The organism is Mesorhizobium sp. B2-4-15 (assembly GCF_006658505.1).
Taxonomy (GTDB): Bacteria; Pseudomonadota; Alphaproteobacteria; order Rhizobiales; family Rhizobiaceae; genus Mesorhizobium.
On the sequence record NZ_VFUZ01000015.1, the window covers coordinates 53,045 to 73,808 of the forward strand.

Here is a 20,764-nt window from a genome sequence, read left to right on the forward strand (position 1 = left end):
TCTTGGAAAGAGTGGGAGTATCGCCTCAGCGGGCGGTCAAAAGCACCGCCCCACAGAGCCGTTTCGGAACGACGGCCGGGACCATAAAGAGAGGACTATCATGCGTATTGCACTGCGTATCGCGCTCGCCGCATCGGCTGCGCTGCTGACGCTCGGCGTAGCCCAGGCCCAGGAAAAGACCCTGAGGATCGGCACCGAAGGCGCCTACCCTCCATTCAACAACCTCACCGCTGATGGCCAACTCGTCGGCTTCGACATCGACATCGCCAAAGCGCTTTGCGATGAAATGAAGGTCAAGTGCACCTTCGTCGCCCAGGATTGGGACGGCATCATCCCGGCGCTTCAGGCCGGCAAGTTCGATGCCATCGTCGCCTCGATGTCGATCACGCCGGAGCGCCAGCAGAAGGTCGACTTCTCGCACAAATATTACAACACGCCATCGGCCCTCGCAGTGCCGAAGGACAGCACGTTGAAAGGCGTGACCAAGGAAGACCTCGCCGGCAAGACGATCGGTGTCGCCACCACGACCACGCACTTCAACTATGCCTCGAAGACCTACACCGACAGCACCGTCAAGGGTTATCCAAGCAGCCCCGAGGAGCAGGCCGATCTCGCCAACGGACGCCTTGACGCTATCGAGGACGATATCGTGGTTCTGCAGCAATGGCTGGATTCGCCTGACGGCGCCTGCTGCAAGATCCTCGGTCAACCGAAGCCGCAACCGGTCGAGATTTTTGGACCTGGCGCCGGCATTGCGGTACGCAAGGGCGAGACCGACCTGGTCAACAAGCTCAATGCCGCCATCGACGCCATCCGCGCCAATGGAAAATACAAGGAAATCAACGACAAGTACTTCAAGTTCGACGTTTACGGCGCCGAGTCCTGATAATTGCGCTAAGGGCGGTGAGGAATTCCTCGCCGCCCTTCACTCATCCCGGGATCGCCACGGAGACAAGACCCGTAAATGCCGGCCCAAAGCATTTGGACACTTCTCAGTTGGGGCCCCGATGGCTGGAGTGACGATATCGCCTATGGCGCGATGGTCACCATCGCGCTTGCCCTTGCAACGCTGCCGATCGGCCTGACGATCGGCTTTTTCGTCGCCTGGGCCAAGCAGTCCGAAGAACCGTCGCTGCGGCTGGCGGCCAACATCTACACCACCATGTTTCGCGGCCTGCCGGAATTGGTGACGCTGTTCCTGTTCTTCTTCGGCATGCCGATCCTGCTGCAATACATCATCCGCTTCTTCAAGCCCGAGGCGACGATCGATGTGGACAGCTTCGTCGCCGGCATGATCGTGCTTTCGCTGATCTTTTCGTCCTATGCCAGCGAGGTATTCCTTTCGGCCTTTCGCGCCATTCCAAAGGGCCAGTATGAGGGTGGTTATGCGATCGGACTGTCGAAGTGGCTGACCATGCGCAAGGTGATCTTGCCCCAGTTGCTGCGCATCGCCTTCCCCGGTCTCGAGAATTGCTGGCTGAGCCTGCTCAAGGACACCGCCCTGGTCTCGGTGGTCAACCTCGCCGAGACCTTGCGCAACGCCGGCGTGGCGGCGCGCGTCACCAAGCATTCGTTCCTCTTCTATAGCTTCGCCGCGCTGGTCTTCCTCGTCCTGGCGATCCTGTCGTCGATCGCCACCGGGTTCATCTTGCGCTCGCTGGGGCGGAGGGAGGCACGATGAGTATCACGGAAGCGATCGCGGTCGAACGGCCTCCACCGCCGGCTCACGGCTGGCCGCGCACCCGCATCGTGGGATATGCGCTTGTCGGCCTGTGGATTCTCTTCGGCCTCGGTATCGTTGCGTATCTTTTCTATTCCTGGAACGGCGAATTCTTCGCCAGGTATGCGCCGGCCTATCTGCAAGGGCTGGGAACCACGCTGGCGCTCGTGTCGATTTCGATGGTGGTCGGCGCGATCCTTTCATTGCCCGTCACCTATGGCCGCATGTCGAAGAACCGGATCCTGTCCGGCATCGCCTACTGTTACGTCTATTTCTTCCGCGGCACGCCGCTGCTCGTCCAGGTCTATCTGGTCTATTACGGCGTGGGCTCTTTCCGGGTGCAGCTCGAATCCGTCGGACTGTGGTGGTTCTTCCGCGACGCCTTCAACTGCGGTGTGTTTGCCTTCGCGCTCAACACCGCCGCCTACCAGGCCGAAATCCTGCGCGGTGCCATCGAAAGCGTGCCCAGGGGCCAGTGGGAGGGCGCCGCCTCGCTCGGCCTGCACAAGCTGCAGACGTTGCGCAAGGTCATCCTGCCGCAAGCGTTCATCGTGGCGTTGCGACCCTACGGCAATGAACTGGTTCTGATGATCAAGGCCTCGGCCATCGTCGCCATCATCACCGTTTACGACCTGATGGGCAACGCGAAGCTCGCCTACGCCAAGTCCTTCGATTTCCAGGCCTATGTCTGGGTCGCCATCGTCTACCTGGTGATGGTCGAGATCCTGCGCCATGGCGTCGAATGGATCGAGCGCCGGATCACGATTCACCTGCACCGCTGATACATTCGACGCTGCGCGCGTCAGGCAGCCTGCCCTAGGCCCGCACCAGTCGATGCGGCAGCGCGCGCCTTGACGAATTCGCCGCATGGCCTAGAGCTTCCGCAACTGAAATCTCTATTCCGTCGGAAGGACAAAGCATGGCATCGGTGGCATTTCTCGGTCTTGGCGTGATGGGCTACCCCATGGCCGGACACCTGAAAAACAAGGGCGGCCACGACGTCACCGTCTACAACCGCACACGCGCGAAAGCCGAACAATGGGTCGCTCAACATGGCGGCAGCTTTGCCGCGACACCGGCGCAGGCTGCCGAGGGCAAGGATTTCGTCTTCTCCTGTGTCGGCAATGATGACGATCTGCGCTCCGTGACGACTGGTCCCGAAGGCGCCTTCGAGGCGATGAAGAAAGGCTCCATCTTCATCGACAACACGACGGCTTCGGCAGAAGTCGCGCGCGAACTGGCACAAGCCGCGCAATCGAGCGGATTCTCATTTCTCGACGCGCCGGTTTCCGGTGGCCAGGCCGGCGCCGAGAACGGCGTGCTGACGGTCATGGTCGGTGGCGACCAGGCTGCCTTCGACAAGGCCAGGCCGGTCATCGACGCCTACGCCCGTATGGTCGGGCTGATGGGGTCGGCAGGCGCCGGCCAGCTCACCAAGATGATCAACCAGATCTGCATCGCCGGACTGGTGCAGGGACTGTCTGAAGGCATCCATTTCGGCAAGAAGGCCGGTCTTGACATCGAGAAGGTGATCGAGGTGATCTCCAAGGGCGCGGCCGGCTCCTGGCAGATGGAGAACCGGCACAAGACCATGAATGCCGGTAAATATGATTTCGGTTTCGCCGTCGACTGGATGCGCAAGGATCTCGGCATTTGCCTGACAGAAGCCGATCGCAACGGCGCCAAGCTGCCGGTGACCGCCCTTGTCGACCAGTTCTACAAGGATGTGCAGGCCATGGGCGGCAAGCGCTGGGACACGTCCTCGCTGCTGGCGCGGCTGGAGAAGTAGCCGATCATGTCCCTGCCCGCTCCAGGCTGGACCGCGCAGGAGATCGTCGCGCATCTGCGCTCGATCGGCACCGAGGAGAATCGCCGCGGCATGGCGCGGTTCGGCATCAACACCGCGACCGCGCTCGGTGTCGGCAATGTGGATTTGCGGCCCTTGGCGCGCGAGCTGAAGCGCAACCACGAACGGTCCCTGGCGCTGTGGGCCAGCGGCATTCGCGAAGCGCGGCTGATCGCGGCTTTCACTGGTGAGCCAAAGGAGATAACCATTGAGGAATGCCGCCGCTGGGCCGGCGATTTCGATTCCTGGGAAGTTGTCGACACTGTCTCGGACCTGTTCGTGGACACGCCGTTCTGGCGTGAACTGGTCGAAGAGTTCGCTGCCGACGAGCGCGAATTCGTCCGCCGCACGGCCTTTGCGATGCTGGCATGGGCGGCTGTGCATCTGAAGAAGGAACCTGACGCGACGTTCCTGCCTTATCTGCGATTGATCGACGCCCATGCCGGCGATGAGCGCAATTTCGTCAGGAAAGCGGTCAATTGGGCGCTGCGGCAGATCGGTAAGCGATCGGTGACGTTGCATGCTCCTGCCCTCGCCCTGGCGCAGAAACTTGTGGTTTCCAGCGACAAGACCAGGCGTTGGGTCGGCAAGGATGCCGCGAAGGAACTGTCAGATGCCAAGACGCTCGAACGCCTCGCCGCCAGAAAAATCTGAATACGCCGATATCCGTTTCACCGAGGTGACACCGGCAACACGCGTCAGCTTCGAGACCTTGTTCGAGCAGCCCGGTGCGCCGAAATACTGCTGGTGCATGGCCTGGCGACACGCCGGTCGCGAGCATATCCAGAACGACGAGAAGAAACGTCGGATGATGGCGCTCATCGACGCCGGCACGCCGGTCGGCATCCTCGCCCATATCGACGGAAAGGCCGTCGCCTGGTGCTCGGTCGCGCCGCGCGAGACCTATCGCAAGCTTTCAAGTCAGCAGGACGACAGCGAGACGGGCGTCTGGTCGATCGTCTGCTTCTACGTGCCAAGGGCGTTGCGCCGCGGCGGCCTTGCTTCGGCCCTGCTCGATGCGGCCATTGACCATGCCTTTGCCAATGGCGCGCGCATCGTTGAGGCCTATCCGGTGGACGAAGCGTCGCCGAGCTATCGGTTCATGGGTTTTCGCGACATGTTTGCTGTTCGCGGTTTCCGCGAGGCCGGCATGGCCGGATCTCGCCGATATGTGATGCGGCTCGAGCATTGACGCCGTTGGCCTCGGCGTCTTTACTCCCCGCAAGGGAAGCGGCCATGAACTGTTTCAAGTCGATCATAGCGCTCGCGGCGGCGCTGTCTCTCTCCATTGCCGGCGCCTCGGCCGCGACCATGCACATCTTCTGGAAGGATTTGCGCCCGGCCACCCAGGCGGTTGCCGGAGATGCCGGCCTGCCGATGATCGCGGCAAAATTGCCCGACCACGGCGAGACGCTGTCCGTTGGCCTGCAGGACAAGACCATACAATTAGCCGGCTATGCATTGCCGGTCGATCGCGACGGCGACCTCGTCTATCAGTTCCTGTTAGTGCCGTGGACGGGCGCATGCAGCCACATGCCGACGCCGCCGCCCAACCAGATCGTACTGGTTACGCCCGCCCATCCCTACAAGATGTCGGAAGCTTACCAGCCGGTCGCCGTCACCGGTGCCCTGAAGCCGGACATGGAAAAAAGCCAGCTGTTCATCCTCGACGGCGTCAGCGTCATCCTGTCCGGTTACACCGTCCGCAAGGCGGAGGTGGTCGGTGTCGACACCGTGCCTGATACAATCACCCTGCCGGTGAACTCGCCTTGGACATTCCTCAACAAGAAGAAGAACTGATCGGATCGACGCTCAGGCAGCGTTGGCGCCTGATTCCTTATCCAACACCATGTAGTCGAGCGGGATTTCGGTGGTGTATTTGATCTGCTCCATGGCGAAGGACGACGACACGTCGCGAATTTCGATCTTGGCGATCAGCCGCTTGTAGAACGCGTCATAGGCAGCAATGTCTGGCACCACGACGCGCAGCAGATAGTCGACGTCGCCGCTCATGCGATAGAACTCGACCACCTCGGGAAATTCCTGGATGACCTCGGAAAACCGCCGCAGCCATTCGTGGCTGTGCGAATTGGTGCGGATCGACACGAAGACGGTGACGCGCACATTGACCTTCTCGTGATCGAGAATGGCGACGCGCCGCTTGATGACGCCCTCCTCCTCGAGTTTCTGGATGCGGCGCCAGCAAGGCGTGGTCGACAGGCCGACCTTCTTGGCGACATCGGCAACAGCGAGCGTCGCGTCCTCCTGCAAGAGGCGGAGAATTTTTCGGTCAAGGCGGTCCATCGGAGGCTCCTGGGGAATAGTTTCGCTATATTCCCTTTTATTCAGGCCGTTCACAAGAAAGAAATTCTGCTGATCGGCTTGAAAGCGAGTGATTTCTTGCGGATTGCCTAGGCGATGCGATATCGGATTTCCGACCGCAGGAAAGGCAGCAAATCCATTTCAAACCACGGATTCTGCTTCAGCCAGCCGGTGTTGCGCCAGGACGGATGTGGCAGCGGCAGCACTTTCGGGCCAACGGGATTGTCCCATATGGCCCGCCAGTCCATCACCGTTTCCGTCAGCGAAGGGCGGCGCGCGGCGCCCATATGCCAGGACTGCGCATAGATGCCGATCGTCAGCACCAGGTCGATCGCCGGCATCAGGGCCATCAATGGCGCGCGCCAGGCAGGAGCGCATTCGCGCCTGGGCGGCAGGTCACCGCCCTTGGCATCCTGGCCGGGAAAGCAGAAGCCCATCGGCACGATTGCGAATTTTTCGATGTCGTAGAATTCGTCGCTGGTCACGCCAAGCCAGCTACGCAGCCGGTCGCCGGAGGCATCGGTGAACGGCATGCCCGACAGGTGCACCTTGGTTCCCGGCGCCTGGCTGGCGATCAGAATGCGGGCGCTGGATGATGGCCGCAGCACCGGTCGCGGCTCATGCCGCAGTGGCTTGCCGATGGGATTTTCGACGCAAATGCGGCAGGCGCGGACCGTCGCGGCGAATCTGTCCAGTTCCACGCTCAAGCGGCGGCACTCGGCCGGCTGGAGATCGCCTGATGCCAACGCAGCACATTGGTGCATTCCTCCGGCACCTCGATCCGTGCCGGCTTCATGAAGTCGATCGCGATCAGGCCGGTGATGTCGGCAATCGAATAGCTGTCGCCGGCGGCGAACTCCCGATTGGCCAACTCTCCGTCGAGGAGTTTCAGGAACGCTACCGCCTTCGGCTTGTTGGCCTCGCCCCATTCGGGGATCTGTGGGATTTCCCATTCCTTCATCGCCGGATGGATATGGCGAAAGGCCTGGGCGACGCAACTGAGCAAATTGAACTCCATCCGTCTTTGCCACATCTCGACCAGCGCCTTGCCGAGCGCGCCACGTCCGAACAGGGCTGGCTCCGGGTGCAACTCCTCGAAATAGCGGCAGATGGCGACGGATTCGGTGATGACGGTGCCGTCGTCAAGCTCCAGCACCGGCAGGCGTTGCAAAGGGTTGCGCGAACTCACCGCTTCGTTCTTGTGCTCCAGCGCGCCCATGTCGATGGATACCAGCGGAACCGAGATCCCCTTCTCTGCGAGGAAAACGCGAACCCGCCGCGGGTTGGGCGCCCGGCCGCCGTCGAAGAGTTTCATTCGATCCTCCTTCCCTTCCACCAGATACGCTTCACCAGAAGCGAAAGATCTCCCGCACGGCGTCACCGATGGACGCCAGCGTGCCGTGCTTGCGCTCGACAAGCTCGCCGCGATGGCTGGCGCGCCAGTCCTGCGGCCGATCGAACGTGCCCGCCCAGATACCAACCTTTGCCGCGCGCGCAATCGCTTGCTCGTTTTCGAAGTCGCCATAGGCGACGGCCCAGCCGGCCTCGACCTGAGCGCGGTTGAGATCGGTACCGCCGGCCATGCAATCGCCAAGCAACCGGCCATAGCGATCCCGTTGCCAGCCGCCGCAGGTGACCGGCCTGCCGGCGATCAGGCGCACCAGCGACTGACGCGCCAGCGTGCCGCAGGGATAATCGGCGCCGTTCTTGCGGCAGGTCTGGGTGTATTCCGGGGCGTCGATGCCGCGCATGCGGATGCGTTCGGTGCGGAGCGTAATCGAATCGCCATCATTGACGACGGCCGCACCTTGCGTCTTGCGCGTCTCCACCCGGTCGAGGCGCGCCGCCAACAGGATCAGCAGGCCCAGAATGATCACGGTCAGCGCATAGTCCAGCATTTTGCGCCGCAGGCTTCTCGGGCGCGGCACCGCGTACCGCCGGTACGACCTTGGCGACCAGGAACGGCTCATATGGCAAACGGTTGGTTAATCATTCGAACGTAGCTTAACGCCTTGAAATCGCTGCGCGCATGAATTGAAGTTTTTGATGCCCCTGCAACGCTCGAACACAGCGGACAAGTTCATTGTGGACCGCAGGAAACCGCATCGCAACAGCGATGTGGCGCGCGCGGTGCGCAAGACGCGCGACCGTCTTTCGCAGCAGGCGGGCAATCCCGATTTCGACCGCGAACTCCTGAAACTCCACGCCCGCGCCATGACAAGCGGCGCCGTGGTCATCCCGCTACTCGTGCTGGCGATCGCCGCGGCTGGCCGGTTCGCCGGCGTCGGCAACGAGATCGGGCTCTGGGCGCTATTCACGCTTACCTGCTACACGATCGTCGCCTTCATGGCGCGGCGTATCGAGCGGACGGAGGCTTCCGAGATCAACCCCTCGCAGGCACGAAGGGAGTTCCTGGCCGGCCATTTCCTTTGCGGTCTCGGCTGGGCCTGGTTCGTCTGGCTCGGCTGCGGCGCCTGCGCCCTCGACCAGTTCCAGGTGGTCAAGGCGGTGGTGCTGCTGCTTGCCATGGCCGGGACGGCGGTCATGGCCTCGTCCCTCAGCGGCGCACTGTTGGCGACCTTCGCCGTACCGGTGGCGCTCTATGCCTATACCGGGGCCAAGCTGTGGATGCCGGTCGAGGCGATCATGGCGGCGCTGCTTGCCCTGTCGTTGCCTTTCTTCGCCTATGTCGCCCGTCACATCAATCGTTCCTCCTTGATGCTGTTGTCGTTCCGCTCCGAAAAGGACGCGCTGATCGCTGAACTGGAAACGGCGAAATCGATGTCGGACGAAGCGCGGCGACGAGCCGAGGATGCCAACCTGGCAAAGTCGCGCTTCCTCGCTTCGATGAGCCATGAGTTGCGCACGCCGCTCAATGCCATTCTCGGCTTTTCCGAAGTGATGGCGAACGAAGTGCTGGGGCCGATGAGCAATCCCACCTATCGCGACTATGCCCATGACGTCCATGACTCAGGCCAGCATCTGCTCGATCTGATCAACGAGATCCTTGACCTGTCGCGCATCGAGGCCGGCCGTTACCAGCTCAATGAAGAGCCGGTGATGTTGCTCAACATCGTCGAGGATTGCTGCCACATGATGGAGTTGAAGGCGCGCAACAAGGACATCCGCGTCGTCCAGGATTTCGAACCGACATTGCCGCGGCTGTTCGCCGACGAGCGCGCGGTGCGCCAGATCACGCTCAACCTTCTGTCCAACGCCATCAAGTTCACCGCCACCGGCGGCGAAATCCGCGTCCGTGTCGGCTGGACCGCGGGAGGCGGACAATACATTTCGATCAAGGACAATGGTCCCGGCATCCCCGAGGACGAGATCCCGATCGTGCTTTCAGCCTTCGGCCAGGGCTCGATCGCCATCAAGAGCGCCGAACAGGGCACCGGCCTTGGCCTGCCCATCGTGCAAGGCTTGCTCGCCATGCACGGCGGCGAGTTCGAGCTGCATTCCAAGCTGCGCGAAGGCACAGAGGCGATCGCCATCTTCCCGCTGAGCCGAGTGATGGAAGAGCTGCCGGCGCTGCCGACCGCGGCGGTGGCGGCACGACGGCGGTAGAGGATCTCATCGGTGCGCGGGCGGCTATGCCCGCACTGCTGCTGCCATTCCCGAACTGGTCAGCGCCGCCGCCTTGATCAGGCCCGCGGCAAGCGCTGCCCCTGCCCCTTCGCCGTGGCTGATACCCAGGTCGAGCAGCGGCCGGAAGCCAAGCAACTCGGCGGCCCTTGCATGCGCGGGCTCCGGCGACAGGCTGGCGAGAACACAATGGTCGAGCGCTGCGGCGTTCGCGGCATACAGCACCGCCGCGGCTGCGGTTGCCGCAAAGCCGTCTAGCAGCACCGGGACGTTCTGCATCCGCGCGGCGAGGATGGCGCCGGCTATCGCCGCGAACTCGCGGCCGCCGACCCTGCGCAGCACTTCGAACGGGTCTTCGAGATGGCCGCCATGAAAGGCCAGGGCCGCATCGACCACCTCCGCCTTGCGGGCCTGCATCGCCGCATCGGCGCCGGATCCCGGACCAATCCAGTCGGCACCCCTGCCTCCGAACAGCGCGGCGAGCAGGGCGGCGGCGACAGTGGAATTGCCGACGCCGAGATCGCCGAGGCAAAGCAGATCGGTGCCGCCGGCGATCGCTTCCATGCCAAAGGCCATCGTGGCGGCACAGCCACGCTCGTCGAGCGCGGCATCCTCGATGATGTCGCCGGTCGGGATGTGCAGGGCAAGATCGAACACCTTCAGCCCGAGATCGTTGGCAATGCAGATCTGGTTGATCGCCGCACCCCCGGCCGCGCACAGCTCGACCGCGTTGGCGGTAGCCGCCACCGGCCGTGGCGAAATACCGTGCCTGACAACGCCATGATTGCCGGCAAAGACAGCCATCAACGGCCTTGTCACGGCGGGCGGAGCCCGGCCGCTCCATGCGGCAAACCACGCGGCGATGTCCTCGATGCGGCCGAGCGAATTGCGTGGCTTGTCGGCCTTGGCAAACAGCGCGCGCACCTGCGCTTCAGCTTTGAGGTCGGCAGCAGGCAGGTTGTCGAGCAGGTTGCGAAAATCGTCGAAAGGCAGCGCGCTGGTCATGTCGTGAGCAATCATTCCTGGAGTTGGTGAGCGGCATAGCCGCGTTGCGCGATCGGCACAACCTTCCCTGATCATTGTCCCTGGTTGCCGCAAAGGCGGCCGCGGAAGGCGCGATCGCGAGGGCTTGCATTGGCTTTGCCGTTGCACCATGTGGGAGTGGAAGAGCGGATTCCGCACGGGTCCCTCGAGAGAAAGTCATGACGGCCATCGAATCTCCCTGCATCCTGGTCTGTTCGATCGATGTGAAAACCGGCTTCTGCTTCGGTTGCGGCCGCACGCGCGATGAAATCGGCGCCTGGATGGGCATGACGCAGGAAGCACGCCGCAGTGTGATGGCTGAACTGCCGGCCCGGCTGGAAACGGTCGAGCGCCGGCCTCGCCGGGAAACGCGCCGTACCCGCATGGCGCGCGAACGCGACGCACTTTGATGAGGCGGTGATGGGCCGGTTATTCTGGATAGTGATGGCAGTGATCGGGGTGGGAGCGGTCCTGCTCATGATCAACGATTCCGCCGGCAGCACGCTCGGCATCGAGAATTACGATTTCGGCCGGCTGATCTGGCTTGGTGCCTTCGGCGCCCTCATCGGCGCCGGCCTGCTTCGTTCCGGCCGCCCCTTGGGCGCCATGGCCCGCAACCTCGGCGCTTGGGTGGCCATCGTGCTCGCGCTGGTCGCAGGCTATCAGTATCGCTACGAACTGCAGGATATCGCCAGCCGGGTCACCGCCGGCCTCGTTCCCGGCAGTCCGCTGGCGCTCGGTGTCGAAGACGGCCATGCCACGGTGACCCTTGACAAGGCCGACAACGGTCATTTCGAAGCGCGCATCCTGGTCAATGGCAATCCGGTACGTGCCGTCGTCGACACCGGCGCGACCAGCACGGTGCTGACCTCGGAGGATGCGCAAGCGGCCGGCTTCAATCCGGCCGCGCTCAACTACACGATACCGGTTTCGACAGCCAACGGCATGGCACGCGCCGCGGCTGTGAAGACCGACCAAGTGGCGATCGGCGGCATCGTGCGCAAGGACATGACGGTGATGGTCGCGGCGCCAGGCATGCTGAGCCAAAGCCTGCTCGGCATGAATTTCATCGGCTCGCTGTCGGGCTTCGACGTGCGCGGCGATCGTATGATCCTCAGGGACTAAGGTCAGGCCGCCTCGGCTGCTGCTCCCCCGAACTCGACAGCCTCGAAAGCCTTCTTCAGCACGACGGGCCCGGCGCCTGGCCGCGTCGCGTCCGTCGACAGGATCTGGCGGTAGCGCCGCGCACCGGGCAGCCCATGGAACAGCCCGACCATATGGCGAGTGACATGGCCCAGCCGCCCGCCCTGCTCGATGTGGTATGCCGCATAATCCGCCATCGCATCGATCAGCGCGGCGAAATCGAACGCCTCGGGCTTCGCGCCGTAGAACGCGGCATCGACGCCGGCCAGAATGCCGGGCGTGTGGTAGGCGGCGCGGCCAAGCATGGCGCCGTCGACATGATCGAGATGCACGCGCGCTTCTTCAAGCGACTGAATGCCGCCATTGATGCCGATGAATTTGTTCGGTTTTCCAGCCTTCAGCCGATAGACCCTGTTATAGTCGAGCGGCGGGATGTCCCGGTTTTCCTTGGGACTCAGCCCTTCAAGCCACGCTTTGCGTGCATGCACCCACAAAGCGTCGGCGCCGGCATCGAAAACCCCGTCGGCCAGCGCATCGAGTGCTGGCTCAGGATCCTGTTCGTCGACGCCAATCCGGCACTTGACCGTGACGGGTATTGCCACCCCCGCTTTCATCGCCTTGACGCAGTCGGCGACGAGGTTGGGCACTTTCATCAGGCAAGCGCCGAACGTGCCCGACTGGACGCGGTCGGACGGGCAGCCGACGTTGAGATTGATCTCGTCATAACCGAACGCTTGGCCGATGCGCGCAGCCTCGGCAAGCTTCGCCGGGTCGGAGCCGCCGAGCTGCAAGGCAACGGGATGTTCCGCCGCATCAAAGCCGAGCAGCCTTTCGCGCGCGCCCTGGATGACCGCGTCGGCCACCACCATTTCTGTATAGAGCAGCGCACGGCTCGTCAGCTGGCGATGGAAGAACCGGCAATGGCGGTCCGTCCAGTCCATCATCGGCGCGATGGAAATTGGGCTGCCTAATCCATTCATATTCTTGTCATTTCAGCTTCAGCCTGTCCAACGGCTCATTGGAGCGACCGCGAAATTCACCTGCGCCCCTATAGCCGAAAACAGGCCGAATTGCCAGAAGGCGCCATATCGGCCGCCCCTGTCGCCTGATCGATGTCCTCGGTGGAAACTCGACCTCCTCCCGCGGATGCCGCGCCTTCTCGATTTGAGGAGCGCGGGTCGCGTTGGTTTGCTGCGGGTACCTCTGCGATTTGTCTCCCGAGCAGCCCAGCTCCTGCAGCGGCGCGGCCGGCCGCGCAAAACCATTCGGCGGGGCACCAGACATAGGCAAAGTGGAGGCGCGCTTTCACTGGAACGGCGGACCTCAGAGGCCTGCGCAAGAGCTATCTGAACATGCGCGAAGAATGGCAAGGCCGTTCCTCGCGCCGTCCCTACAGCGCCACGTCGACAGCCACAACGCCCTCTGTGAAGCGTGAGAGAAGCTCGCGGAACTGCTTCGGCGAATTGGTCCTCATGAACAAGGACCCATGTCCGAGCCAGCCGACCTGCATGGCGCGATCGAAGAGGTATTCCCGACGCTCGTGCAGCCGAGATGCGCGAAGGGCGATCTCAGGTAGTCACCTTCATGGCAGCGCAAAAACCGCCGCGGCCATCGCGGACGTGGCGGTTAAGTTCGAGGCAATGCGGCTACCGCCGCAATGCGTGAACGCTCGCCATGGTGTCGCTGCCTATCGGCATCGCCATGTCATCATCGAGAAGCCGCGTGATCCGGGCAAAGCCGGTGAACGCTTTCCTTGCTTCCTCGGCCGACATCTGGCCCGACAGGGCAGCCGAGCAGCAGTTCAGCGCACACTGATATACAGGGCCACGCCTTCCCGTTGGCCATTTGCGCAGGAAAACCATCGCTTCGGCAACACTATCTACTTCTTCTACAGGGTGTCCCTGCCCGCGCGATATCCGCACGGGCGAAAAGAAATGCAGGCAGTCCATAGTTTCCTCCCGGTCGATCGCGATGCGCTCGATCGAACCCAATGAAACGCGTCATCTGGCGGTTGGTTCCATGCAGAACGTAAAATCTTTAAAAAATCCGCCGGTCGAAAGCGGCCGCCGAAGGAGCTGGCTACACCGTCGGAAAAAAAAGGACAGGCCACTTTACGGCCGGGTGGTAGTCCTTTACCTCCAGCCGCCCGAACGGCAGTGGTCCCACTGTGATCGGGCACCGCCTGGACAGCATCGCCGTTACCGAAATTCGAATCACCCGGCCGGTGGGATTCAGCAGCGGCCCACCATTGGGGTCCCACGATAATCGCGGTTCGCATTGAATATCTTTAAGGTCAAAGCCGACAAATGGTTGCTTGCCGGTTCCCCAGCGTCAGGCTTAACCTCTGCGGTCAACGCGTGAGGGCGCGTTCTGGCAAAAGGGGACGTTGCAATGACAATACAAGGTGCATCGCCTGACTTATACAACGAGGATCTCGCTCCTGCGAAAATCCGCAATTGGGGACCGTTTTCGATCTTCAACGTCTGGACGTCGGACGTCCATAGCCTCTGGGGCTATTATCTCGCCGCCAGCCTGTTTCTGTTCTGCGGCGGCTTCGTCAATTTTATTATCGCAATCGGCATCGGCTCGCTGATCATCTATGCGCTGATGAACATGGTCGGCTATGCGGGCGTGAAGACGGGCGTGCCCTACCCTGTTCTTGCCCGCGCTTCCTTCGGTATCTGGGGCGCCAACATACCGGCGCTGGTACGCGCGATCGTCGCCTGCTTCTGGTACGGCGCGCAAACGGCGGCCGCCTCCGGCGCGATCGTCGCCCTGCTGATCCGCTCGCAATGGTTCGCCGATTTCAACGCCAGTACGCATTTCCTCGGCCATTCCGGCCTGGAGGTGATCTGCTTCGTGGTCATCTGGGCGCTGCAACTGCTGATCATCCAGAAGGGCATGGAAACGGTGCGCCGCTTCCAGGACTGGGCCGGGCCTGCCGTCTGGGTGATGATGCTGATCCTGGCGGTCTATCTCTGCGTCAAATCCGGTACCTTCGCTTTCACCAGCGACATCCCGATGGACGTGCTGAAGGAAAAGACCAAGGACGCGGGCGTGCCGGGCGAACCGGGTTCATGGACCTCGCTGTTCGCGGTGGCCGCCATCTGGGTGACCTATTTCTCGGCGCTCTATCTCAACTTCTGCGATTTCGCCCGCTACGCGCCGGACAAGGCCGCGTTGCGCAAGGGCAACATCTGGGGCCTGCCGGTCAACCTGATCCTGTTCTCGCTGGTCGCCGGCGTCACCACTATCGCCGCCTATGACGTCTATCACGAGGTCCTGCTGCACCCTGACCAGATCTCGGCCAAGTTCGACAGCTGGTTCCTGGCCGCGCTCGCCGCCTTGACCTTCGCCGTCGCGACGCTCGGCATCAACGTCGTGGCGAACTTCGTCTCGCCGGCATTCGACTTCTCCAACGTCTTCCCACGTCAGATCGATTTCAAGAAGGGCGGCTACATCGCGGCTATCATCGCGCTTGTGCTCTATCCCTTCGCCCCGTGGGAAGGCAGCGCCGCGTCCTTCGTCAACATCATCGGCGCGACGATGGGGCCGATTTTCGGCGTCATGATGGTCGACTACTACCTCATCCGGAAGGGCGAGGTCGATGTCGAGGCGCTCTACCGCGAGGACGGCGAATTCCGCTTCCAGGGTGGATGGCATGTCAATGCCTTCATCGCCGCCGGCATCGGCGCGGTCTTCTCGTCGATCCTGCCGAACTTCACCAATTGGCTCCCGTCCTGGTGGGGCGTCTATGGCTGGTTCTTCGGCGTCGCTATCGCCGGCATCATCTATTATGTGCTGCGCACCGCCGCCGTGGGTGCGGGCGCCAGGATGGCGAAGGCTTGATAGGAATAGGCAGTAGGGAGTGGGAACAACACACCCTACTGCCTACTGCCTACTGCCTATCTTCGACCATCTCGGCCAGCTTGCGCACCGTGTTCCAATTGCGCGACGTGCCTATGCCCATGCGCTTGTGATTGGCCGCGGCAAGCAACCGCGAGCTCGGCCTCTCACGCGAGAACACCAGCCATATATCGCCGCTGACCAGGAGCACCTTTTCGTCCTCGGCGGCATAGGCCTGAAGCCCCGATATGGCGTCTTCGGCCACGGGTTTGCGCATCACGCGCACCGCGACCTGGTCGCCGGCTTCCACCGATTCGGTCGGGAATGGATTGCACGCCGCGAGTTTCAGCCAATCTCCGGCACCACGGACAATGATGTCGACGTGGCGACCAAAGGCCTTTTCGAAGGTGGCCTCCAGCCGCTTTTCAAGCGCGGGGATCGAGGTCCTTTCACTCTCGAAGACAAGGTTGCCGGTCGCCGCCAAAGTGCGAACGTTCTTCAGGCCAAGGCCTTCCGCCATCGCCTTGAGGTCCGACATGACAACCCGACGCCCCTCGCCGAGGATGATGCTGTAGAGGAGCGCGACATAGGTCCGCATGGGGTAAAGCCCGCTTGGCGGAGGCCTAGACCAGGCGCGACTGTTCCACCGCCGCCTCGATGAAGCTGGCGAAAAGCGGGTGCGGATCGAGCGGCCGGCTCTTCAGTTCGGGATGATACTGCACGCCGATGAACCAGGGATGGTCAGGGTATTCGACCGTTTCCGGCAACACGCCATCGGGCGACATGCCGGCAAACACCAGGCCGCAATCCTCGAGCCGCTGCTTATAGTCGATGTTGACCTCGTAGCGGTGACGATGGCGCTCGGAAATCTGCGTGTCGCCATAGATATCGGCAATCTTGGATCCCTTGGCGAGATCGGCCTGATAGGCGCCGAGCCGCATCGTGCCACCGAGATCGCCGGTTTCCCGCCGCTTCTCCAGCATGTTGCCCTTCAGCCATTCGGTCATCAGCCCGACGACCGGCTCCTTGGTCGGGCCGAATTCGGTCGAGGACGCATCTTCGACGCCGGCCAGCGAACGCGCCGCCTCGATGCAGGCCATCTGCATGCCGAAACAGATGCCGAAATACGGCACCTTGCGCTCGCGCGCGAACTTCGCCGCCAGAATCTTGCCCTCGGAGCCGCGTTCGCCAAAGCCGCCGGGAACCAGGATGCCGTGCACCTTTTCCAGCCACGGCGTCGGATCCTCCTTCTCGAAGATCTCCGATTCGATCCAGTCGAGCTTGACCTTGACGTGGTTGGCCAACCCGCCATGCGAAAGCGCCTCGATCAGCGATTTGTAGGCATCCTTGAGGCCAGTGTATTTGCCGACGATGGCGATCGTCACCTCGCCTTCGGGATTGTGGATCCGGTCCGACACTTTCTGCCAGGGCTCCATGCGCGGCTTCGGCGCCGGATCGATGCCGAAGGCCGCCAGCACTTCCGAATCAAGCCCTTCCTTGTGGTAGGCCATCGGCACGTCGTAGATGTGCGGCACGTCGAGCGCCTGGATGACCGCGCTTTCCCGGACGTTACAGAACAGCGAGAGCTTTCTGCGCTCTTCCTTGGGAATGGCACGGTCTGCGCGCACCAGAAGAATATCGGGCGCGATGCCGATACCGCGCAATTCCTTGACCGAATGCTGGGTCGGTTTGGTCTTCAGCTCTCCGGCCGTCGGGATGTAGGGCATCAATGTCAGATGCACATAGACGGCGTTGTTGCGCGGCAGATCGTTGCCGAGCTGGCGGATGGCCTCGAGGAACGGCATCGCCTCGATGTCGCCGACCGTGCCGCCGATCTCGCACAGCACGAAATCATAGTCGTCATTGCCGTTGAGGACGAAATTCTTGATCTCGTCGGTAACGTGCGGAATGACCTGCACCGTGGCGCCGAGATAGTCGCCGCGCCTCTCGCGCTCGATGATGTTCTTGTAGATGCGGCCGGTGGTGATGTTGTCCTGCTGATTGGCCGAGCGGCCGGTGAAGCGTTCGTAGTGGCCAAGATCGAGATCGGTCTCGGCGCCGTCATCGGTGACGAACACCTCGCCATGCTGATACGGCGACATCGTGCCGGGGTCGACATTGAGGTAAGGGTCGAGTTTTTTGATGCGTGCGCGATAGCCTCGCGCCTGCAGGAGAGCCCCAAGGGCCGCCGCAGCTATGCCTTTTCCAAGTGAGGAAACCACGCCGCCTGTGATGAATACATATCGCGCCATGGGATTCATCGCTTAACGCGGCCTGATTGATTCCGCCAGAGAAAAAACCGCCGCGAAGGATTTTTCTCGAGAAGGCGCCGGAGACGAGGCAAAACAAAAGGGCCGGCTGAGCCGGCCCTTTCGGCATGTTGGTGGAAGCGTCAGATGATGACGACTTTGGTGCCGATCCTGACGCGGCTGTAGAGGTCCATGACGTGCTCGTTCATCATCCGGAAGCAGCCGTTGGAGGCGCTGGTTCCGATCGACTGCGGCGCGATCGTGCCATGGATGCGCAGATGCGTGTCCTTCTTGCCGTCATAGAGGTAGATGGCGCGCGCGCCGAGCGGGTTCTGGCCGCCTCCAGGCATGCCGTCCTTGTACTGGCCGTAATGCTTGGGCTCGCGCTTCTGCATGTCGAGCGTCGGAATCCAGCGCGGCCATTCCTGCTTGTCGCCGACAGCAACGGTGCCCTTGAACTGCAGGCCTTCACGGCCGACCGCGATCGCATAGCGACGGGCAGTGGACGATGATTCGACGAGATAGAGACGGCGGGCGCTGGTGTCGATGACGATGGTGCCTGCTTCGTAGCCGGTGAACTCCACGTCCTGCGGCACGAATTCCGGTTTCACCTTGAACGGCTTCTTGGCGTCTCGCTTGGCAAGGGCCGAGTCAAGGGCGCGCGTCTCGGGCAGATAGCTTATCGACGATCCGGAAGAGGTGCCGCCGAACAGGCCTGCGAACAGGCCGCCACCGCCAGTGTTCTGCTTCTGGCCTAGCGCCTCGCTGCGCAACTCGCCATTGTTACCGGTCAATGCGACGTTCATCGCCTCGGCTGGGATTGGTTCGGCGGACTGGATCGGCTGAATCGGCGCCACTGGTTCGATGATCCTGATGGTCTTCTTGGAAGGCTTCGCCTCGGCCACTTCGGTCGCCGGGGCACTCTTGCCCTTGTTGGCCAGGAAGGCCTGCCGTTCCGCCTCGGCTTTGGCTTTTGCCGCCTCGCGCATCGCCAGCTTCCTGGCTTCCAGCGCCTTGGTCTTGGCATCTTCCTTGTCGGCGGCGACCTTGGCCTCGATCTTCTCGATCTGGGCGAGATCGGCCGGCGTCGGGTTTTTCTTCTTCTTGAGAAGCCTCAACTGCGCCGCATCGCTCTTGACTGCGACGTTGATGGCGTCGGTTTTCTCGACCGACTGATTGGCGGCCAGATTGGCCGGTACGCCGGCGAAGGCCGGGGAACCGAGGCCAAGTACGGCGCAAAGTCCCAGGAGAATGAAGCTGCGAAGCTGCATGGCGAGATCCGATCGTTCAATGCTTGTTGCCCACGGCGTCGCCCGGCGTCCCCCAAGGACACCGAAAATGCCGCGTGCAATCTATAGTCGAATAAGCTCGGCGGTCTCAAGCGCGAGACCTCGCTGCTACGCGTCGAATCTTCGTGATCGCGCAGCATTTGCCGCGACTGTGTTCAAACGACAACAGGTCGCGGTTTGGGAGAAGTGGAGGCTACTGGTTCGGGACCTGCGGTGCCGCCGGCGCGGTGTTGGTGGCGCCGTTCGTCGCCGGCGACGTCGAGCCGGCGGCGGGCGCGGTAGCCGGTGCCGGAGGCTTCGTGGCGGCGTCATTGCCGGATGGCGGCGTCGGCGTGGCAGTGCCGGCGGGCGCCGGGGCCGTCGTGCCGGGCAATTGGTTGAGCACGCCCTTGCCGGCGCCGTCCGAGGTCGCGGGAGCCCGATCGAGAATGTCGATCGGCTTCTCGCCGTAGCGGGCAATGATCGATAATGTCAGCGACGTCACAAAGAAAGCGGCCGCCAGGATCGCCGTCGCACGCGTCAACGCATTTGCGGCGCCGCGCGCCGTCATGAAGCCCGATCCGCCACCAATACCAAGGCCGCCGCCTTCAGAGCGTTGCAGCAGCACCACGCCGACAAGGGCGAGCACGACCATGAGATGGATGACGATCAGTACGGTTTGCATAGTTTATCCTGGCAAGGCCCTGCCCGGCCGCGGACACGACCGGTGAATTGGAGGCGGCTCAATACAATGCTTTCACGGCATTTCCAAGCCCGTGGCCGGAATATGGGAAGCAACGCGTCCTTTGCAACGAATTTGGACGCGCCGCGACCCGTCCATCGTCGTGGATTCATCCTGAAATGCTGCGATACGCTTCCGCGATACCGAGGAAATCGGCGGCTTTCAGACTGGCGCCGCCAACCAGCGCGCCATCGACATTCCGGACGCCAAGCAACTCCACGGCATTCGACGGCTTGACCGAGCCGCCATAAAGAATGCGTATCCTGGCAGCGGCGGCGCCGAGTTTTTCCGACAGCCTTTCGCGGATATGCGCATGCGCTTCGGCAACGTCGGCCGCCGTTGGCGTCAGGCCGGTGCCGATCGCCCATACCGGCTCATAAGCAATGACGGTGTTGGATGGCGTGGCGCTTGGCGGCACCGAGCCGGCGACCTGGCGCGACAGCACCTCCAGCGCGGCTCCGGCCTCGCGCTCCTGCCGCGTCTCGCCGATGCAAACGATCGCCACGAGCCCGGCACGCCATGCCGCGGCGGCCTTGGCCTGGACAGTCGCATCGTCTTCGCCGCATTGCTCGCGGCGCTCGGAATGGCCGACGATGACATGGCTCGCGCCCGCGTCCTTCAGCATCTCCGCCGAGATGCAGCCGGTGTAGGCGCCGCTTTCCTTGGGGTGGCAATCCTCACCACCGGCATGGACAGGCGTGCGCGACAGAATCTCCGCGGCATGGGAAAGCAGCGTCGCGGGAACGCAGACCAGTGCCTCGGTTTCCGCGTCGAGCCCGGTCATGAACCCATTGCCGATCATCCTGAGTTCGTTCAGCGAGGCGCTGGTGCCGTTCATTTTCCAGTTGCCGGCGACGAGCGGGCGAATTCCTGGTGTCATGGTCTGCTTCTCCGGGGCGATATCGGGCTCTGGCCCTCACTACCAAAATCAAGCCACAAAGCAATCGACAGTGGGCCGGAAGGGCGCTATTGCGCTTGTTTCAGACTCGGCGCATCCGAAAATGCGCATAAATCGGAAGT

The 20,764-nt window shown here is 62.5% G+C and carries 23 protein-coding genes; 11 read left to right on the forward strand and 12 right to left on the reverse strand.

Annotation, left to right across the window (positions count from 1 at the left end; translation table 11 throughout):
* The first annotated feature begins 100 nt into the window (after nt 1-100).
* From FJ930_RS18635 to FJ930_RS18665, 7 genes are all read left to right on the forward strand, one after another.
* The gene (locus FJ930_RS18635) at nt 101-886 is read left to right on the forward strand and encodes an ABC transporter substrate-binding protein (RefSeq protein ID WP_140606937.1); all 786 of its coding nucleotides are present in this window, start codon (nt 101-103) and stop codon (nt 884-886) included.
* Between the two features lie 78 nt (nt 887-964).
* Nucleotides 965-1,681: an ABC transporter permease gene (locus FJ930_RS18640; RefSeq protein WP_140739533.1), complete on the forward strand. Its 717-nt coding sequence runs from the start codon at nt 965-967 to the stop codon at nt 1,679-1,681.
* A complete protein-coding gene (locus tag FJ930_RS18645) occupies nt 1,678-2,502 on the forward strand; it encodes an ABC transporter permease (RefSeq protein ID WP_141839625.1) in 825 nt (274 codons plus the stop codon). The genes FJ930_RS18640 and FJ930_RS18645 overlap by 4 nt, the downstream gene beginning before the upstream one ends.
* 137 nt (nt 2,503-2,639) lie before the next feature.
* Nucleotides 2,640-3,509 carry an NAD(P)-dependent oxidoreductase gene (locus FJ930_RS18650; protein ID WP_141839626.1) on the forward strand — a complete coding sequence of 290 codons (870 nt, stop codon included), beginning with the start codon at nt 2,640-2,642 and terminating at the stop codon, nt 3,507-3,509.
* A 6-nt stretch (nt 3,510-3,515) separates the two neighbouring features.
* Nucleotides 3,516-4,220, forward strand: coding sequence for a DNA alkylation repair protein (locus tag FJ930_RS18655; RefSeq protein WP_141839627.1), 705 nt, complete (start codon nt 3,516-3,518; stop codon nt 4,218-4,220).
* Complete coding sequence (locus tag FJ930_RS18660; protein ID WP_141839628.1) at nt 4,180-4,758, forward strand: GNAT family N-acetyltransferase; 579 nt, start codon at nt 4,180-4,182, stop codon at nt 4,756-4,758. The genes FJ930_RS18655 and FJ930_RS18660 overlap by 41 nt, the downstream gene beginning before the upstream one ends.
* Nucleotides 4,759-4,802: 44 nt before the next feature.
* Nucleotides 4,803-5,366: a DUF3299 domain-containing protein gene (locus FJ930_RS18665; protein WP_141839629.1), complete on the forward strand. Its 564-nt coding sequence runs from the start codon at nt 4,803-4,805 to the stop codon at nt 5,364-5,366.
* A gap of 12 nt (nt 5,367-5,378) precedes the next feature.
* On the opposite strand, the gene FJ930_RS18670 is transcribed toward FJ930_RS18665, so the two are convergent.
* From FJ930_RS18670 to FJ930_RS18685, 4 genes are all read right to left on the reverse strand, one after another.
* The gene (locus tag FJ930_RS18670; protein WP_006205209.1) at nt 5,379-5,870 is read right to left on the reverse strand and encodes an Lrp/AsnC family transcriptional regulator; all 492 of its coding nucleotides are present in this window, start codon (nt 5,868-5,870) and stop codon (nt 5,379-5,381) included.
* Nucleotides 5,871-5,977: 107 nt separating this feature from the next.
* Nucleotides 5,978-6,652: a uracil-DNA glycosylase family protein gene (locus FJ930_RS18675; RefSeq protein WP_141839630.1), complete on the reverse strand. Its 675-nt coding sequence runs from the start codon at nt 6,650-6,652 to the stop codon at nt 5,978-5,980.
* Nucleotides 6,592-7,203, reverse strand: a complete 612-nt coding sequence (locus FJ930_RS18680) for a glutathione S-transferase (protein ID WP_141839631.1) — start codon at nt 7,201-7,203, stop codon at nt 6,592-6,594. The genes FJ930_RS18675 and FJ930_RS18680 overlap by 61 nt, the downstream gene beginning before the upstream one ends.
* Before the next feature lie 31 nt (nt 7,204-7,234).
* A complete protein-coding gene (locus FJ930_RS18685) occupies nt 7,235-7,858 on the reverse strand; it encodes a thermonuclease family protein (RefSeq protein WP_141839632.1) in 624 nt (207 codons plus the stop codon).
* A gap of 76 nt (nt 7,859-7,934) precedes the next feature.
* On the opposite strand from FJ930_RS18685, the gene FJ930_RS18690 reads away from it, so the two are divergent.
* Entirely contained in the window at nt 7,935-9,455 is a 1,521-nt protein-coding gene (locus FJ930_RS18690; RefSeq protein ID WP_141839633.1) for an ATP-binding protein, read from the forward strand.
* Nucleotides 9,456-9,479: 24 nt separating this feature from the next.
* On the opposite strand, the gene FJ930_RS18695 is transcribed toward FJ930_RS18690, so the two are convergent.
* The gene (locus FJ930_RS18695; protein WP_141839634.1) at nt 9,480-10,478 is read right to left on the reverse strand and encodes a nicotinate-nucleotide--dimethylbenzimidazole phosphoribosyltransferase; all 999 of its coding nucleotides are present in this window, start codon (nt 10,476-10,478) and stop codon (nt 9,480-9,482) included.
* Nucleotides 10,479-10,675: 197 nt separating this feature from the next.
* On the opposite strand from FJ930_RS18695, the gene FJ930_RS18700 reads away from it, so the two are divergent.
* Together FJ930_RS18700 and FJ930_RS18705 are read left to right on the forward strand one after the other, a co-directional pair.
* On the forward strand, nt 10,676-10,906 hold the full coding sequence (locus FJ930_RS18700) for a DUF1289 domain-containing protein (protein ID WP_141839635.1): 231 nt from the start codon (nt 10,676-10,678) through the stop codon (nt 10,904-10,906).
* A 10-nt stretch (nt 10,907-10,916) separates the two neighbouring features.
* Entirely contained in the window at nt 10,917-11,621 is a 705-nt protein-coding gene (locus FJ930_RS18705) for a TIGR02281 family clan AA aspartic protease (protein WP_141839636.1), read from the forward strand.
* 2 nt (nt 11,622-11,623) lie between these two features.
* On the opposite strand, the gene dusA is transcribed toward FJ930_RS18705, so the two are convergent.
* Together dusA and FJ930_RS18715 are read right to left on the reverse strand one after the other, a co-directional pair.
* Nucleotides 11,624-12,619 carry a tRNA dihydrouridine(20/20a) synthase DusA gene (dusA, locus tag FJ930_RS18710; protein WP_141839637.1) on the reverse strand — a complete coding sequence of 332 codons (996 nt, stop codon included), beginning with the start codon at nt 12,617-12,619 and terminating at the stop codon, nt 11,624-11,626.
* A gap of 666 nt (nt 12,620-13,285) precedes the next feature.
* Nucleotides 13,286-13,588, reverse strand: a complete 303-nt coding sequence (locus tag FJ930_RS18715) for a DUF982 domain-containing protein (RefSeq protein ID WP_140739574.1) — start codon at nt 13,586-13,588, stop codon at nt 13,286-13,288.
* Between the two features lie 442 nt (nt 13,589-14,030).
* Here FJ930_RS18715 and FJ930_RS18720 point away from each other — a divergent pair, with 442 nt between their 5' ends.
* A complete protein-coding gene (locus tag FJ930_RS18720; protein ID WP_140739577.1) occupies nt 14,031-15,488 on the forward strand; it encodes an NCS1 family nucleobase:cation symporter-1 in 1,458 nt (485 codons plus the stop codon).
* A gap of 49 nt (nt 15,489-15,537) precedes the next feature.
* Here the strand turns inward: FJ930_RS18720 and FJ930_RS18725 are convergent, their stop codons facing one another.
* The 5 genes from FJ930_RS18725 to tpiA form a co-directional block, all read right to left on the reverse strand.
* Nucleotides 15,538-16,083, reverse strand: a complete 546-nt coding sequence (locus FJ930_RS18725) for a DUF1697 domain-containing protein (protein ID WP_141839638.1) — start codon at nt 16,081-16,083, stop codon at nt 15,538-15,540.
* 25 nt (nt 16,084-16,108) lie between these two features.
* The gene (locus FJ930_RS18730) at nt 16,109-17,746 is read right to left on the reverse strand and encodes a CTP synthase (protein ID WP_140777480.1); all 1,638 of its coding nucleotides are present in this window, start codon (nt 17,744-17,746) and stop codon (nt 16,109-16,111) included.
* A 131-nt stretch (nt 17,747-17,877) separates the two neighbouring features.
* Nucleotides 17,878-19,005, reverse strand: coding sequence for a L,D-transpeptidase (locus FJ930_RS18735; RefSeq protein ID WP_141839639.1), 1,128 nt, complete (start codon nt 19,003-19,005; stop codon nt 17,878-17,880).
* Nucleotides 19,006-19,216: 211 nt separating this feature from the next.
* Nucleotides 19,217-19,687: a preprotein translocase subunit SecG gene (gene secG, locus FJ930_RS18740; protein WP_140739589.1), complete on the reverse strand. Its 471-nt coding sequence runs from the start codon at nt 19,685-19,687 to the stop codon at nt 19,217-19,219.
* A gap of 166 nt (nt 19,688-19,853) precedes the next feature.
* Nucleotides 19,854-20,624, reverse strand: coding sequence for a triose-phosphate isomerase (tpiA, locus tag FJ930_RS18745; RefSeq protein WP_141839640.1), 771 nt, complete (start codon nt 20,622-20,624; stop codon nt 19,854-19,856).
* Between the last annotated feature and the right edge of the window lie 140 nt (nt 20,625-20,764).